Annotated in this window: 9 protein-coding genes; 4 read left to right on the forward strand and 5 right to left on the reverse strand. The window is 61.3% G+C overall.

The window, feature by feature from the left end; genetic code table 11:
* Positions 1-499: 499 nt before the first annotated feature.
* Complete coding sequence (locus CLU92_RS25010; RefSeq protein WP_180338579.1) at positions 500-3,166, forward strand: TonB-dependent receptor domain-containing protein; 2,667 nt, start codon at positions 500-502, stop codon at positions 3,164-3,166.
* A 119-nt stretch (positions 3,167-3,285) separates the two neighbouring features.
* Here the strand turns inward: CLU92_RS25010 and CLU92_RS25015 are convergent, their stop codons facing one another.
* Positions 3,286-4,023: a 16S rRNA (uracil(1498)-N(3))-methyltransferase gene (locus CLU92_RS25015; protein WP_101484062.1), complete on the reverse strand. Its 738-nt coding sequence runs from the start codon at positions 4,021-4,023 to the stop codon at positions 3,286-3,288.
* A 187-nt stretch (positions 4,024-4,210) separates the two neighbouring features.
* Between CLU92_RS25015 and tkt the strand changes: the two genes are divergently transcribed.
* Both tkt and gap read left to right on the forward strand, forming a co-directional pair.
* Positions 4,211-6,208 (forward strand): transketolase, encoded by a 1,998-nt coding sequence (gene tkt, locus CLU92_RS25020; RefSeq protein ID WP_101484063.1) that lies wholly within the window; start codon positions 4,211-4,213, stop codon positions 6,206-6,208.
* A gap of 76 nt (positions 6,209-6,284) precedes the next feature.
* Positions 6,285-7,295, forward strand: coding sequence for a type I glyceraldehyde-3-phosphate dehydrogenase (gene gap / locus CLU92_RS25025; RefSeq protein WP_101484064.1), 1,011 nt, complete (start codon positions 6,285-6,287; stop codon positions 7,293-7,295).
* A 59-nt stretch (positions 7,296-7,354) separates the two neighbouring features.
* Here the strand turns inward: gap and CLU92_RS25030 are convergent, their stop codons facing one another.
* From CLU92_RS25030 to glnE, 4 genes are all read right to left on the reverse strand, one after another.
* A complete protein-coding gene (locus tag CLU92_RS25030) occupies positions 7,355-7,543 on the reverse strand; it encodes a hypothetical protein (protein ID WP_101484065.1) in 189 nt (62 codons plus the stop codon).
* 138 nt (positions 7,544-7,681) lie between these two features.
* A complete protein-coding gene (locus CLU92_RS25035; protein WP_101484066.1) occupies positions 7,682-8,458 on the reverse strand; it encodes a YoaK family protein in 777 nt (258 codons plus the stop codon).
* A gap of 27 nt (positions 8,459-8,485) precedes the next feature.
* Entirely contained in the window at positions 8,486-8,962 is a 477-nt protein-coding gene (locus tag CLU92_RS25040; protein WP_101484067.1) for a cache domain-containing protein, read from the reverse strand.
* Between the two features lie 97 nt (positions 8,963-9,059).
* On the reverse strand, positions 9,060-11,816 hold the full coding sequence (glnE, locus tag CLU92_RS25045; RefSeq protein ID WP_101484068.1) for a bifunctional [glutamate--ammonia ligase]-adenylyl-L-tyrosine phosphorylase/[glutamate--ammonia-ligase] adenylyltransferase: 2,757 nt from the start codon (positions 11,814-11,816) through the stop codon (positions 9,060-9,062).
* Between the two features lie 261 nt (positions 11,817-12,077).
* Here glnE and CLU92_RS25050 point away from each other — a divergent pair, with 261 nt between their 5' ends.
* Positions 12,078-16,241 (forward strand): YhdP family protein, encoded by a 4,164-nt coding sequence (locus tag CLU92_RS25050; RefSeq protein ID WP_306821376.1) that lies wholly within the window; start codon positions 12,078-12,080, stop codon positions 16,239-16,241.
* Positions 16,242-16,251 lie beyond the last annotated feature (10 nt).

The following is a 16,251-nucleotide window of genomic DNA, read 5'->3' on the forward strand; positions in this document are numbered from 1 at the left end:
GTTGGGAAATTTTGATGTGTAAGGCGCTACCCAGAACAAGCTGTTTTCATGACGTTTTCATTCGAGAGATAGCCGTGGCCGCCATGCTGGAAGACGGTCGGCATGGCGGTGCCGCGGCAGGCCAGTTTTGCCGCCCGGAGCAAGATAAATAGTTGAGTGAAATGAAAACATTGCTCAATTTAAATGTAAAAAAACAACAGAAAAAGAGTATTTGACAGTTTTTTCTGCAATCCCTTTAGGATTCGACAATGTTAATTGACAATATTTTTTCTGTTACAGATACTTACTTGTGTCAAAAATTTTGATACATAAAAAGTGCCACATGAGCCACTGTGATCCAGTTGCCTGGTGTTCATTAAAAATTACAAGTTGAGATTGCTAATACATGATGCTGAGTAAACCAAAATTAAGCCCTATCAGTAAGGCGGTGTTTTTTGCTTTGAGCGCCATTGCTGCCTCCGCCCACGCACAAAATACAGCAGGTACCGCAGAGCCGGTCATGCAACGTGTTGAAGTGACTGGTTCGAACATCAAGCGCATGGATAGCGAAACCGCCTCGCCGGTGACCGTAATGCGCCGTGATGAAATCAAGGCGACTGGCGCCAATACCGTGCGCCAGATTCTCGATACGCTGACCTCGTTCGACACGGGCGCGATCAAGGATGACGGCAACTCCACCAGCTTTGCACGCGGTGCGTCCGGCGCATCGATGCGTGGCCTGGGCACCGGCGCCACCCTGGTGCTGGTCAATGGCCGCCGCGTTTCCAATTATCCGTTCGCCAATGGCGCCAAAGATACCTTCGTCAACCTCGATTCCATTCCGGCCGACGTGATCGACCGCGTCGAGGTGCTCAAGGACGGCGCTTCCGCGATCTACGGTTCCGATGCCCTGGCTGGCGTGATCAACATCATCACCCGCAAGAGCTTCCAGGGCGTCAGCACCAGCGCCAACTATCAGCAGGGCATCGACCCTAACATCGGCAAGCAAACGACGGTTGGCCTGTTGGCTGGTTACGGCGATCTGGAAAAAGACCGCTACAACGTGTTCTTCAACGTCGAAGGTTACAAGCGTGAAGGCTACAAGCTCAGCAAGGTGCTGCGCGAGTATCCTGAGTGGCACAAAAAATATGTTTCCACCGCCTTCGGCGATCCTAGCCTGACTTCGTTCCCGGGCAACTTGAACGAAAGCGGCCGCAAGGTGCGTCAAGCAGTCAAAGGCTGTAGCACTTTCAATGCTGCCGGCCTGTGTGTGAGCGACTTGAACGGCATTAACCCGTCGTCGGATGGCGCCGAACGCGTCAATCTGTACAGCGCCTTGCACTTCAAGCTCAGCGACACCACGCGCGGTTTCGCGGAAGTGTCGTATTCGGAAACCCGCACCAATTACTCGCCGCTGCCATTCGGCATGGCTGCCGGTTCGCCATGGACCTGGTTCGACGGTAATGTGAAGAAATCGCAAACCGTGCAGAAACCTAAATTGCCGGCCAATTCCGCCTACAATCCGTATAACTTCCCGGTTGGCCTCGATTATCGCTTCATGGATTCCAACATGGATTGGACTTCGCCGGCAAAAGCGACGCAGTACCGTGTCATGGCCGGCCTGGAAGGCACGATCGGCGCCTATGACTGGGAAGCCACCATCGGGCGTACCGGCGGCGAGGGTACCCTGCGCAGCCGTGGCGCCCACCGTGACCGCCTGCCTGCCGCGATTGTCAGCGGCGAGTACAAGTTAGGTGGTGGCAACAGTGATGAGTTGTTGAACCGCATGTTCCCAGTCGCAGGTACCGATTCCCACCTGTCGACCAACTTCATCGATGCCAAGCTGTCTGGCGACCTGATGCCCCTGCCTGGCGGTCAATTGGCATTTGCTTTTGGCGCCGAGTTGCGTCAAGAAAAGATGTACATCAAGTCGGTCGATGCCGTGATGAATGCCGAGATCATCAATACAGGTTCCCTGTGGATCGATGGCCAGCGCAATCTGAGCGCCGCATTTCTGGAGCTGAACGCGCCCGTATTGAAAGGCCTGGAGTTGAACGGCGCGCTGCGTCTGGACAAGGCGCCAGGCTTTTCGGCCCACGTGTCGCCTAAATTTGCTGCGCGCTGGACGGTAACGCCGAAGCTGATGTTGCGCGGTACGTTAGCCGGTGGATTCCGCGCTCCGAATATCCCGGAATCGCTGGGTAAAGTGGGCGTGACCGGTTTTTACAACAGCCAGCTTGATCCAAAACGTTGCGCAACCGCAACCGCAATCCGCGATATCCTGAAAAAGGGCACTGCCAGCGACGTTTCCGATTCGTCTACGGCCTATAACTCGGGTTGCCTGACTTCGGTTCCGGTCATGATTTCGTCGAGCTCGACCTTGAAACCGGAAACCTCGCGCAGTCTGACCTTGGGCTTTGTGGCAGAACCGATCAAGAACGTCAGCGTCGCTGTCGATTACTTCAAGATCGAACGCCGGGACGAGATCGCCACGCGCGACGTAGCGTACGTGCTGGCCCGTGAAGATGTGCCTGGCTATGCGGAAAAACTGGCGCGCAATCCGATCAGCGACACCGATCGCCGTCTGGCAGCACGTGCCAACGAACTGTCGCCAGGCGCGAACCTCGCCTGGGGTACTGGTACCATTCAATCGCTGTTCCTGGGCTATGAAAACTTCGGCAAGACCGAGACGCAGGGCGTGGACATCGATGTGAACGGCCGCTTTTCGGCTGGCGAGTATGGTACCGTGACGATGGGTCTGGCGACCACGGTCAACCTGAAGCTGCGTTACTGGGACATCGACGCCAACCAATACCGTCCAAACACCGTCGGCTTGCGTGGCACCCCGCGTGTCGTGTCGGTATTCAGCACGGCATGGCGCAAAGGTCCGGTCACGGCTGGCGTGCGCGTCAACTACACGTCGGGAACGGCATTGAACAACGACGAGACGGATCAGGATACCTGGAATGAAGCCGGTTGCCGCGCTGCATTGAAAGGCGATAACCTGCCATGCCGCGTGGGTAGCGATGTGCGCACCGATCTGAACTTTGCATACACGGGCTTCAAAAACCTGCGTTTGCTGGCGAATATCAACAACGTCTTCGATGAACAGCGTCCAATCAATGTGCGTGACGGCTACACGCTGCGTCCACGTACCCTGAAACTGGGTGCCGAATACACGTTCTAATAGGAAAAGAAGGGCAGCGCCAGAACGGGCTGCCTGATGACCTGGTGCCGCTTACATGGTATGCGGCACTTCTGGCGCAGTGCGGGAAACCGCGCTGCGCTTTTTTTCGCTTATGCCATTTACATCCCGCCCCACAGTGCACTCAGCGTCGCCAGCGCCGTCAATCCCGCCGTTTCCGTGCGCAGGATGCGCGGCCCCATAGCCAGGCCGATGGCGCCAGCCGCGATGGCGGCTTTTTCTTCCGCCTCGGTAAAGCCGCCTTCCGGCCCCACCATCACCGTGATCGCTTGCGGCGGCTGGTGACGGGCCCAGTCGGCCAGCGACTGCTCCGCGCGCGGCGTCAAGATGATGCGCGTATTGTTATGATTCGGTAAATCTTGCTGGCGAATCCAGCTGTTGAAGTCTTGCAGCGGTGCCAGCTGGGCCAGGCGGTTGCGCCCGCATTGTTCCGAGGCGGAGACGATGATGCCTTGCCAATGCGCGAGTTTTTTCTCGGCCCGTTCGGCGGACAGGCGCACGACGCACCGCTGCGCCGACAGCGGCACGATGCCGGCTGCGCCCAGTTCAATGGCTTTTTCGATGATCCAGTCCATTTTGGATGCTTCCGGCAGCGCTTGCGCCAGGGTCACGGCATACGGCAGCTCCGCTTCGCGCGCCATGTGCGTCTGTATTTCAGCCGTCACGCTGCGCTTGGCGACCGCCACCAGGCTGGCTTGCACTTCGCCGCCTTCGCCATTGAACAGGGTGATGAGGTCGCCCGGCACCAGGCGCACGACCTGGATATGGTGGGCGACAGCCTCCGGCAGGGAAACGGTGGCACCGGCGACGAGTGGCTGGGGGCAGAAAAAACGCGGCATGCAAATCCTCAACGGGGGGTAAGTGGGGTGGAAAGACGTCAAAGTATAGCCATTTGGCGGGCCAGTACGCCGCAATTCTAATTTGCAGCCCCCCAGTCTGGTAAAATAGTTGACTACAGAAAGCAGCCGGCTTCCCTGCCCGCGCTGTTGCAAACGAATCCCAAACTCGCGACTGACCCACACCATCATGACAACTACGCTCCCGACTACCAAAATGGCCAATGCGATCCGCGCACTGGCAATGGACGCTGTACAAAAGGCCAACTCCGGCCATCCAGGCATGCCAATGGGCATGGCCGAGATCGCAGTTGCCCTGTGGAGTGGTCACTATCGCCACAATCCAGCGAATCCAAAATGGCAGAACCGCGACCGTTTCCTCCTGTCGAATGGCCACGGCTCGATGCTGCACTACGCGCTGCTGCACCTGACGGGTTACGAGCTGTCGATGGATGACATCAAGGCCTTCCGCCAGATGCATTCGAAAACCCCGGGCCACCCGGAAGTCGATGTCACGCCCGGCGTGGAAACGACCACCGGCCCGCTGGGCCAGGGTATCGCCAACGCCGTCGGCATGGCCCTGTCGGAGCAATTGCTGGCCGCTGAATTCAACAAGCCTGGCCACGACATCGTCAATCACTACACCTACGCCTTCGTCGGCGACGGTTGCCTGATGGAAGGTATTTCGCACGAAGTGTGCGCGCTGGCCGGCACCCTGGGCTTGAACAAGCTGATCGCCCTGTACGACGACAACGGCATTTCCATCGACGGCAAAGTCGAAGGCTGGTTTACGGACGACACCCCGGCCCGCTTCGAAGCGTACGGCTGGAACGTCATCCGCGCTGTCGACGGTCATGACGTTGCCGCCGTGGCTGCCGCCATCGCCGCCGCCAAGACCGCATCGAAGCCAACCTTGATCTGCTGCAAGACCATCATCGGCAAGGGTTCGCCAAACCTGCAAGGTGGCGACAAGGTCCACGGCGCCGCGCTGGGCGACAAGGAAATTGCTGCCGTGCGCGAATACATCGGCTGGGATGCCGCACCGTTCGAGATGCCGGCCGACGTGTACGCCGCCTGGGATGCGAAGAAACAAGGCGCCCTGCAGGAAGCGGACTGGAACGAGCGCTTTGGCGCCTACAGCCGCGAATTCCCGCAGCAAGCCGCTGAACTGACCCGCCGCATGCAGGGCGAGTTGCCGCAGGCATTCGAAGCGGCCCTGAGCGCCGCCATCGCTTCCTGCGTCGAGAAGAAAGAAAACATCGCCACCCGCAAGGCCAGCCAGAACGCCATCCAGGCACTGGCCTCGTCCTTGCCGGAATTTTTGGGCGGCTCGGCCGACCTGACCGGTTCGAACCTGACCAACTGGAAAGAATGCGTGGCCGTGCGTTCGGGCCAGCCAGGCAACCATATCAACTACGGCGTGCGCGAATTCGGCATGAGCGCCATCATGAACGGTATCACCCTGCACGGCGGCTACATCCCGTTCGGCGCCACCTTCCTGACGTTCTCCGACTACAGCCGCAATGCCCTGCGCATGGCTGCCCTGATGAAGCTGCGTTCGATCTTCGTGTTCACCCACGATTCGATCGGCCTGGGCGAAGACGGCCCGACGCACCAATCGGTCGAGCACGTCTCGTCGATGCGTCTGATCCCGAACCTGGACAACTGGCGTCCATGCGACACCGTCGAATCGGCTGCTGCCTGGGGCGCCGCCGTGCGCCGCAAGGATGGCCCGTCGACCCTGATCTTCTCGCGCCAGAACTTGCCGTACCAGGAGCGTAGCGCGGAACAGATCGACAACATCTTCCGCGGCGGCTATGTGCTGAACGACGTGGCGGACGCCAAGGCGATCCTGATCGCCACCGGTTCCGAAGTGGAACTGGCTGTTGCCGCCGCCAGCGCGCTGGCAGCCGAAGGCATCGCTGTGCGCGTGGTGTCGATGCCGTCGACCGACGTGTATGACCGCCAGGACGCCGCCTACAAGGCCAGCGTGCTGACCAAGGGCGTGCCGCGCGTGGCCATCGAGGCTGGCGTGACCAGCTTCTGGTACAAATACGTGGGCCTGGAAGGCGCCGTGGTGGGTATCGACACGTTCGGCGAATCGGCGCCTGCCGGCGTGCTGTTCAAGCATTTCGGCTTCACGGTCGAGAACGTCGTTGCCAAGGTGAAAGCCGTTATCGCTGGCTGATATTGATTTTTAACGGTCCTGGCGATGTTCTCGCCGGGGCCGTGCATGTACCTTCTTTTTTAATCAGGAGCAGAGTATGACGATCAAAGTTGCAATCAATGGCTACGGCCGCATCGGCCGTAATGTGTTGCGCGCTTTCTACGAAGGCGGCAAGAAACAGGATATCCAGATCGTTGCCATCAACGACCTGGGCGATGCCAAATCGAACGCCCACCTGACCCGCTACGACACCGCGCACGGCAAGTTCCCGGGCACGGTCACCGTCGAGGGCGACAACATGATCGTCAATGGCGATCCGATCCGCGTATTCGCACAGCGCAACCCGGCTGAAATCCCATGGGGCGAGCTGGGCGTGGACGTCGTGCTGGAATGCACGGGCTTCTTCACCACCAAAGAAAAAGCATCGGCTCACCTGAAGGGTGGCGCGAAAAAGGTCATCATCTCCGCACCAGGCGGCAAGGACGTGGACGCTACCGTTGTTTTCGGCGTCAACCACCAAGTGCTGAAATCGACCGACACCGTCATCTCGAACGCTTCGTGCACCACCAACTGCCTGGCACCGCTGGTCAAGCCACTCAACGACGCCATCGGCATCGAAACGGGCCTGATGACCACCGTGCACGCCTACACCAACGACCAGGTGCTGTCCGACGTGATGCATGAAGACCTGCGTCGCGCCCGTTCGGCCACCATGAGCATGATCCCGACCAAGACGGGCGCTGCTGCCGCCGTTGGCCTGGTCCTGCCTGAGCTGAATGGCAAGCTGGACGGCTTTGCCATCCGCGTGCCGACCATCAACGTTTCGCTGGTCGACCTGACCTTCATCGCCAAGCGCGACACCACCGTGGAAGAAGTCAACGCGCTGATGAAAGCCGCGTCGGAAGGCGCCCTGGAAGGCATCCTGACGTACCAGACGGAACCGCTGGTGTCGATCGACTTCAACCACAATCCGGCTTCGTCGAACTTCGATTCGACCCTGACCAAGGTATCGGGCCGTTTGGTGAAAGTATCGTCGTGGTACGACAACGAGTGGGGTTTCTCGAACCGCATGCTCGACACCACCGTCGCACTGATGTCGGCCAAGTAATTTTTTGACCGCAAAGAAAAAACGCCCTTCGGGGCGTTTTTTTTTCGTCTGTTGCCAGCCTATTCCTTGGGTTCGCACTGGTTGCGCCACTGCTCGCACGACGCCTCGACGCCCTGGTAGCACATGTTGAGGATGTAGTCGCAGTTTTCCGACGGAATCCACGCGCGCACGGCGGCCGTGCTGGAGAACGAAGCTGCGGCGCCGACGGCGATGGAAAAGACAAACAGGGCTTTTTTAATGGAAATCATTTTTCTCGCTTTCACAATTGGACAACGGTAGGGTGTCGAATCAAAAGGCCGCTACGGCAGGCATGGTGAACCGGCCAGGCGCAGAAAAATATTAGCATTAAAGTCAGATTGATATTGCCTTAAAGAAAAATATTTTTATCAACGTTGCGCATGCAGGCGGCGCCGGTAGAAGCGCCACAGCACGCGCAAGTCGCGCAGCACGGGCACGCCGGACAGCAGGGTCAGTACGCCGGCGAGCAGGATGGTGGCGGCCGGAAAGCCGATGTGCTTGAAGGCCAAGGCTCCGCTGACGCCGCCGATGAAGAAGCAGGCGATCAGCAGGCTGTGCGTTCTCAGTTTGCCGCGGTTGACCTTGACCATCCGGTCCGGCAGGTGGCGCCGGTTGTAATACGCCATCTTGCCCAGTTCGATGCCGATGTCGGTGGACAGGCCCGTCACGTGGGTGGTGCGGATGACGGCGCCGGAAATCTTGGTGATGATGGCGTTTTGCAAACCCATGACAAAGCACAGCAGCAAGATGGTGACGGGGCCCAGTATGTCGGGCATGGCCGCCAGGTAGTTACCCGCCAGGCCGAACAGCAGCAGCAAGGCCGCTTCCAGCAGCAGGCTGGCGGCAAACTGGCTGTGCAGCCGGCGCCGCTTGCCCCAGTTCACCATGATGGCCGTCACGGCCGCACCGCTGACGAAGGCCAGCCATGCGCCCAGCGCGGCCAGGGCCAGCGTGATATTGCCCAGCGCCAAGTCATCGGCCATGCCCGAGACGATGCCCGTCATGTGCGAGGTATAGCCGCCGATGGCGAGAAAGCCGCCCGCATTCACGGCGCCGGCCACCAGCGCCAGCACGCAGCCCAGCTGCAGATTGGCTTGCGTATCGCGCGCCGATCCGCTCAGGCGGGACAGGTAATGGAGCGGCATGCGGATGCGGTTTCCTCTTGCCGTGGCTTATTTATAGATGCCGGAACCGACGATCATATTGTCGACCCGTTCGATGTAGCCGGATTTCTGCTCGACCACCTTGGTCAGCGGATTGGGCCACTTGAAGTCTACCCAGCCGCGTCCTGCCGGCGTGCTGGCCGTGGCGATCAGCGACTTGATGACGGTCTTGCCTTCATTGTCCTTCAGGTCGATCAGGTTTTTGCCGACCATCTTGGGATTGTTGCCGTGCGCCAGGGTGACGCCATTCATGTCGTACACATAAATATACAGGTCGCGGTCATGGAAGCTGGTGTTGGCGGGATCGGCAATGGCAGCAAAGGCCTTTTCCTTGCCATCGGCCTTGATCATTGCCACGGCGCGCTTGGTCATGGCGATGGCTTCGTCCGCGCTGCCCTTGGGGGCAGCCCATGCCGCTGCCGGCATGGCGCAGATGATGAAACTGGCAACGAGGGCGTGGATGCCCGTTTTTACACTAGTCTTCATACGCTGTCTCCTGGATGATAGCAACCCCGGCGTGGCCTGTTGTACGGCACTACTCGGAAGTGGAATTGCCTGTACGTATCATACGCCGCCGCCGGGCTTATGCAATCGTTGCGGGAAAGATCGTGTGCCACAGGCGCATCACGTTATCCGCATGCACGCGGACTCTTTCCGGTTCCACCCGGGCCAGGTCTTGTCCCTGCAGGCGCAACTGGTGCTGCAGCTTGCGCAGCGCGCGGTAGGCGTCGGCGACCAGGGCGGCCAGCTGCGCGTCGATCAACCCCAGTTCGCCGCACAGGCGCAGCAGGGCGATATTGCCCGAGTTGGCCGTCAGCTGCGGATACTGCGCCGCATGCTGCAGCACCAGGTATTGCACCATGAACTCGATGTCGATCATGCCGCCCGAATCTTGTTTCAGATCAAAGCTGCCGGGGCGGGACGGGTGGGCATCCAGCATTTTCTTGCGCATGGCCACCACTTCGGCCTTGAGCGGGCCGTTTTCCGGGCGTTCCTTGCGCAAGATCGTGTCGCGGATGCGTTCGAAGTGCTTGCCGATGGCGACATCGCCAGCGCAAAAGCGCGCGCGCGTGAGCGCCTGGTGTTCCCACACCCAGGCCGCGCTGCCCTGGTAGCGCTCGAACGCCTGCACGCTGGAAACGAGCATGCCCGAGGCGCCATCGGGGCGCAGGGCGATGTCGATATCGAACAGGATGCCGGCCGAGGTGTGCGAGGTCATCCAGGTAATGAAACGCTGCGCCAGCTTGGCGTACAGGCCGGGCGCTTCCTGGTCGTCGTCGTCGAACAGGAAGATGACGTCCAGGTCGGAGACATAACCGAGTTCCTTGCCGCCCAGTTTGCCATATGCGATGACGGCGAACTTCGGCACTTCGCGGTGGCGTGTGGGCAAGGTCTGCCAGACGGCTTGCACGGTGGCGGCGACGATGATGTCGGCCAGCTGCGACAGGTAGTCGGCCAGCTTTTCCACGCTCAGGTCGCCCGCCAGGTCTTGCGCCAGGCACTGGAACAGCTGCGCGTGGTGGGTTTCGCGCAGGATATCCATCTGCCGCTCCGTGTCGCCTGGCGCGTCGTCGAGCTGGCGCTGCAGGTCCAGCGCCAGCGCGGCCGGGTCGGGCACCGTGTTGCGGATGCGTTCATCCAATAATTCGTCGAGCAGAATGGGGTGCTGCGTGAGGAAGGTGGCGGCCCAGCCGCTGGCGCACACCATGCGCACCACGCGTTCCAGTGTGTGTGGATACTCGGTTAACAATGACAGGTAGGCAGAGCGGCGCGCGATGGCTTCCAAAAAGTCGAGCAGCCGGCCCAGGGTGGCCAGCTGGCTGGCGTTACCATTGGAAACAGAGCAATCGGTGATCAGGGGCAGGGCGGAATTGACGAGGGCGACGAGGCGCGTGCGGCTCGCCTCGGGCAACGATTGCAAACGCGGCGCCTGCCACGTGGCCAGCAAACGCCGTGCGCAGGCGGCGGGCTCATGGAAGCCCAGTGCGGCAAAGCGCGCCTCGATGGCTTCCTGCTGGTCCGAGGCGGCGCAGTCGTTCGACGTTTGCGGGTCGATGCCCGTGTCGGCCGGCGGCGTGCCGCTGCTCTTGTCGCTGAACATCTCGTCGAATTGTCCTGCGACAAACACGCGGTGCGCTTCCAGCTGGGCCAGCAGGGTGGGCGTGTCGGGCAAGCCCATCATCTGCGCCACGGTGAGGCGGTCGGCCTCGTTGGCGGGCAGGGTGTGGGTTTGCGCATCGTCCAGGTATTGCAAGCGGTGTTCGAGGTTGCGCAGGAAAGTGTAGGAACCCAGCAACTGTTCCACGATGGCCGGTTCCAGCAAGCCCTTGTCCGCCACCGTGCGCAAGGTGGCGCGCGTGGAACGTTCGCGCAGCTCCGCATCGCGGCCACCACGTATCAATTGAAACACTTGCGCGAGGAATTCGATTTCGCGGATGCCGCCGCGGCCCAGCTTGACGTTGTTGCTGCGGTCCGGGTGCAGCCGCTCCTGGCGGTTGACCTCGGCGCGGATCTGGCCGTGCATGGTGCGGATGGCATCGATGACGCCAAAATCGAGGTAGCGGCGGAAGACGAAGGGCCGCACGATGGCGTCGAGCGAGGCAATGTCTTCCGGCTTGCCCGTCACGGCGCGTGCCTTGACCCAGGCATAGCGCTCCCATTCGCGGCCCTGCACGATCAGGTATTGCTCCACCATGCCCAGGCTGGCGGCCAGCGGGCCCGAGTTGCCGTTCGGGCGCAAGGCCATGTCCACGCGGAAAGTAAAGCCGTCTTGCGTGATCTCGGCCAGGGCGGCGATCAGTTTCTTGCCCATGCGAATGAAAAACTCATGATTGGACAGGCTGCGCTGGCCCGGCTGAGTGGCGACTGTATCGCCATCTTCCGGATAGACAAAGATCAGGTCGATATCCGACGAGACGTTCAGCTCGCCGCCGCCCTGCTTGCCCATCGCCAGCACCATCAAGGCCTGTTCCTCGCCCGATTCCTCGCCGACGGGCATGCCGTGCAGGGCCACCATCTCGGCCATGATGGCGTCCACATGCGTGCGGATGGCGAAATCGGCAAAGCCCGTCATGGCCGTGACGACCTCGTTCAAGTCCGCCTGGCCGCCCAGATCGCGCTCGATCAGGCCGCAGACGAGCAGGTTGCGCAGGCGGCGCATGGCGCGCTCGGCCGGCAGCGGGGGCGTGGCGGCGTTCGCCTGCTCAAGCAGCGCGGTGGAAAAATCGAGCCCGTCGAGCGGCGCGCGCACCAGTTGCGCTACTTGCGCGGCGCGCTCGGGGGCGGCGCCCAGCCAGCGCTGGTAGAAACGGGAGGCGGAGATCAAAGGCTGTGTGCTCATGGTGTTGGTAAGGGTCTCGTGAATGCTGCGTGCATGGTTCTTGTTTAACTTGGCTGCGAACGGCGGGGGATGCGGTAAAATTGTGCCGCTGGCGCGAATGCCGCCGGCAGGGCGTGCTCTTCCGGACGATGGTAAGGGAGGCTTTGCTCAGAAGCAAGCGCAAGGATGCAGGCGCGCACCACGAATGCAGACGATTTTTGCCATTATTTGACGCCGGGCCAGTTTATTAGCTTATTGATGCAAAAACCGCCAGAAGCAAGCGTGACAGAACATGTGCCATTGGCCCTGCGCTGGCAGAGGCTGCGTGCCGCCTATCGCATGGCCAACCTGGCCACCCACCATGTGTTGGGTTTTACCATCAAACTGGTGCTGCTCGCGTATTTCGCCTTCGCCGTGCTGTTTTTATTCCTGCGCTACGCCATCCTGCCGAATATCGATTACTACAAGGGTGATATCGAGCGGGCGGCCAGCCGCGCGCTGGGCAACCCTGTCAGCATCGCGCGTATTTATGCCTCGTGGCATGGCGTGCGGCCGAATCTTTTCCTGGGCGACGTGAGCCTGCGCGACCAGGCAGGCCGTCAGGCGCTGAGCCTGCCAAGTGTCTCGGCCACCGTGTCGTGGTGGAGCGTGCTCGGTTCCGTGCGTTTCGAGACCCTGGAAATCACGCGGCCCGACCTCGATGTGCGGCGCAGCACGGATGGCAAACTGTATGTGGCCGGCGTGCTGCTCGACAGCACCCAGGGCAGCGATGGCAAGGGCGCCGACTGGCTGCTGTCGCAGCATGAGATCATCATTCACGACGGCAAGGTGCGCTGGACGGATGAAGCGCGCGGTACGCCGGAGCTGGCTTTAAGCCAGGTCAACTTGTTGCTGCGCAACCGCTGGCGCAGCCACCGGCTGGGCTTGCAGGCCACGCCGCCCGCCAGCCTGGCCGCGCCTATCGATGTGCGCGCTCACTTCACGCATCCCCCTTTCAGCACGCGCATCTCGGATGTGTCCATGTGGAAGGGCGAGTTGTACGCCGACCTGAAAAACGCCGACCTGGCCGCCTGGCGCAGCTATCTCGACTATCCGTTTGAATTGAGCCAGGGCAAGGGCGCCCTGCGCGCCTGGCTGAGCCTGGATCACGCGCGCCTGGCCGGCTTCACGGCCGATGTGGGTTTGACGGATGTGCAGGCGCAACTGGGCGAGCATATCGCCCCGCTCGATTTGCTGTCCGTCAGCGGGCGCATTTCGGCAAAGGAAGAGCTGTCGGCGCAAGTGCCGGACGGCAAGCCAACCTTTGGCGCGAATGGACACCAGGTGGAGTTGACGAATTTCGCAGTGGAAACGCGCGATGGCCTCAGCTTGCCGCCCACGACCTTGTCCGAACGCTTTGTTGCCGCCACCAAACGCAAGCCGGCGCGCACGGAAATCACGGCCAAGTCCCTCGATTTGCAAACCCTGGCCGCGTTGGCCGACAAGCTGCCGCTGGGCGAGCAGCAGCGCCAGCGCCTCGACGCTCTGGCGCCGCGCGGACGGTTGCAGGATTTTTCAGCGCAATGGGAAGGCGACATGGCCACGCCCGCCAGCTACCGCCTGCGCGGCAAGCTCATCGACCTGGGCTTGAATGCGCAGCCGGCGCGCCTGGCCGTGGCGAAGACGGCGAGCAGCCCTGCACAGGCGGCCGCGCCAGCCGTTCCAGGCTTCGACCACCTGAGCGGCAGCATTGACGCCAATGACAAGGGCGGCAGCATCAGCATCGACGCCCAAGACCTGGTGCTGCAATTTCCCACCTACCTGAGCGAGCCGGCCTTGCCGTTCGAACAATTCGCCATGCAGGCGCGCTGGACCTTTGAAGCGGAGAATATGCTGCAAGTCGGGCTGGACAAGCTCGACTTCAATCAGCAAGGCTTGCGCGTCGCCCTGCAAGGCACGCACCGCATGCCGCTGGACGGCAAGAACCTGGGCCAGGTCGATTTGACGGGGACGATCGACAATTTCCAGATCAACACCATTGGCCGTTATCTGCCACTGCAAACGCCCGAGCACCTGCGCCACTGGCTGACGGGTGCGTTGGAAGGCGGCGTGGCGCGCGATGTCAGCCTGCGCCTGCGCGGCGAACTTGAGCACTTCCCCTTCAAGGCTGATACGCCTGCCCAGCGCAGCCGTGGCGACTTCCGTGTTGCCGGCAAGATCGAGAATGGCATCCTGAATTATGCGCCCGGGGAATTTGCGGAAAACGGACCGCTGGCGGGCAAGGCGCCCCTGTGGCCGCAGGCGGAAAAAATCAAGGGCAGCTTTATTTTCGAGCGGGCGCGCATGGAAATTCGCGGCGATACGGCCATGACGGGCGGCGTGGCCTTGACGAACGTCAAAGCCGTGATTCCCGACCTGACCGTATTCGACACCTTGCTCGACATCGACGGCAACGCGGCCGGTCCCATGCAGGAATTCCTCAAGTATGTGACGGCCAGCCCCGTGCTGGGCTGGATCGAACATTTCACGGATGAAACGACGGCGACGGGCAACGCCAGGCTGGCCCTCAAATTGCACTTGCCGATCGAGCGCATGCTGGAGTCGACCGTGCAGGGCAGCTTGCAACTGGCGGGCAATGACGTGGTGCTGTTCCATGACATGCCGCCCGTGCTGGGCACGCAGGGCAAGATCGAATTCAACGAAAAGGGCGTCAACCTGAATGGCTTGAACGGCAGCCTGCTGGGCGGGCCGCTGGCCATCTCGGGTGGCACGCAGGCGGACAATTCCATCCAGGTGAAAATCGCCGGCAACATGACCATCGATGGCTTGCGCAAGACGTATCCGGCACCGGTGCTGCAGCGCCTGGCGAAACATTTGAACGGCGGCGCGCGCTACAGCGGCCTGATCACGGCGCGCGACCATCAGGTGGTGGTCAATGTCGAGTCGCCGCTGGCGGGCCTGGGCCTGGATTTCCCCGCCCCCCTGAAAAAGCCGGCCGGCGATAGTCTGCCCGTGAAATTTACCCTGACGGGCAATGCGGCGAACGGCGCAGGCCTGCGCACGGACGATATCCGCATCGTGCTGGGGTCTGGCATCGCTGCCCGCTACCAGCGCCAGAAGCAGGGCAAGGATGCCTGGCGCCTGGTGCGCGGCGGCATCGGCGTGAACGTGCCGGCGCCGGAACCGGACAGCGGCATGATGCTCAACGTGAATATGAAAACGCTGGATGTGGATAGCTGGATCGCCGTCGGCAGCGAAATCGCCGGCAGCGCCACGGCGCCAGCCGAGGCGGGCGGCAGCGCCGACGACGCGCCCGATATCGCGCAATACGTGGTGCCGGACATGATGGCGGCGCGCGCCAGCGAACTGATGCTGGGCGAGCGCAAGCTGGAAAACGTGGTGGTCGGCGCCACGCATCAAAAGGATGTGTGGCAAGCCAATATTGACGCGAAACAAGTGTCGGGTTATGTGACGTGGCTGGAAACACCGTCCGGCCTGGGCAAGATGACGGCGCGCCTGTCCTCGCTGATTATTCCGGAATCGGCCGCCAACGATGTGAAAAATTTGCTGGAAGGCAAGAGCGGCGCCCAGTCGATCCCTTCGCTCGATATCATCGCCGAGCAATTTGAACTGTTCAACAAGAAGATCGGCCGGCTGGAGTTGCAGGCCTATAACACCATGGCGGCGGGCGGGCGCGAGTGGCGCGTGGGCAAACTGCAATTGTCGAATCCCGATGGCGCGCTGAGCGGCAATGGCAAATGGGTCATCAAGGATGGGCAAAGCACGACCAGCCTGCGTTTTGGCCTCGATATCGTCGATGCGGGCAAGTTGCTCGACCGCTTCGGCTTTGCCGACACGGTGCGTCGCGGCAAGGGGCGCCTGAGCGGCGACATCGCCTGGAACGGCTTGCCGTATTCGCTGGACATTCCTACCCTGTCGGGGCAGATCGAGATGAATGTGGAGTCGGGCCAGTTCCTCAAGCAGGATCCGGGCGCGGCCAAGCTGTTGGGCGTGCTCAGCCTGCAAGCCTTGCCCCGTTTGCTGAAACTCGATTTTCACGACGTGTTTTCCGAAGGCCTGGCCTTCGACGGCATCACGGCCAACGCCAGCATCAAACGGGGTGTGGTGACCACCGACAACCTCAAGATGCACGGCGTGGCGGCCACCGTACTGATGGATGGCACGGCCGACATCGCCAATGAAACGACGAATTTGCACGTGGTGGTGATCCCGGAATTTAACCTGGGCACGGGGCCGCTCGTGTATGCGCTGGCTGTCAATCCCGTCATCGGCCTGGGCAGTTTCCTGGCGCAATTGTTCCTGCGCGCGCCCGTGATGAAGGCGCTCACTTACCATATGCAGATCGCCGGCCCGTGGAAGTCGCCCGTCGTGACCAAGCTCGACGGTGGTAAATTGGAGCCTGTCGCTGTTCCTGCCGCTGCAGCGGCGGAGGCTGTGGCGAAATAAGCGTGGCGTT

Source organism: Janthinobacterium sp. 61, from assembly GCF_002846335.1.
Lineage (GTDB): Bacteria > Pseudomonadota > Gammaproteobacteria > Burkholderiales > Burkholderiaceae_D > Janthinobacterium.

Coding starts and splice junctions, on each gene's coding strand:
- CLU92_RS25030 (WP_101484065.1), bottom strand. CDS start 7,543: ATGATTTCCATTAAAAAAGCCCTGTTTGTCTTTTCCATCGCCGTCGGC.
- glnE (WP_101484068.1), bottom strand. CDS start 11,816: ATGAGCACACAGCCTTTGATCTCCGCCTCCCGTTTCTACCAGCGCTGG.
- tkt (WP_101484063.1), top strand. CDS start 4,211: ATGACAACTACGCTCCCGACTACCAAAATGGCCAATGCGATCCGCGCA.
- gap (WP_101484064.1), top strand. CDS start 6,285: ATGACGATCAAAGTTGCAATCAATGGCTACGGCCGCATCGGCCGTAAT.
- CLU92_RS25010 (WP_180338579.1), top strand. CDS start 500: ATGCAACGTGTTGAAGTGACTGGTTCGAACATCAAGCGCATGGATAGC.
- CLU92_RS25015 (WP_101484062.1), bottom strand. CDS start 4,023: ATGCCGCGTTTTTTCTGCCCCCAGCCACTCGTCGCCGGTGCCACCGTT.
- CLU92_RS25035 (WP_101484066.1), bottom strand. CDS start 8,458: ATGCCGCTCCATTACCTGTCCCGCCTGAGCGGATCGGCGCGCGATACG.
- CLU92_RS25040 (WP_101484067.1), bottom strand. CDS start 8,962: ATGAAGACTAGTGTAAAAACGGGCATCCACGCCCTCGTTGCCAGTTTC.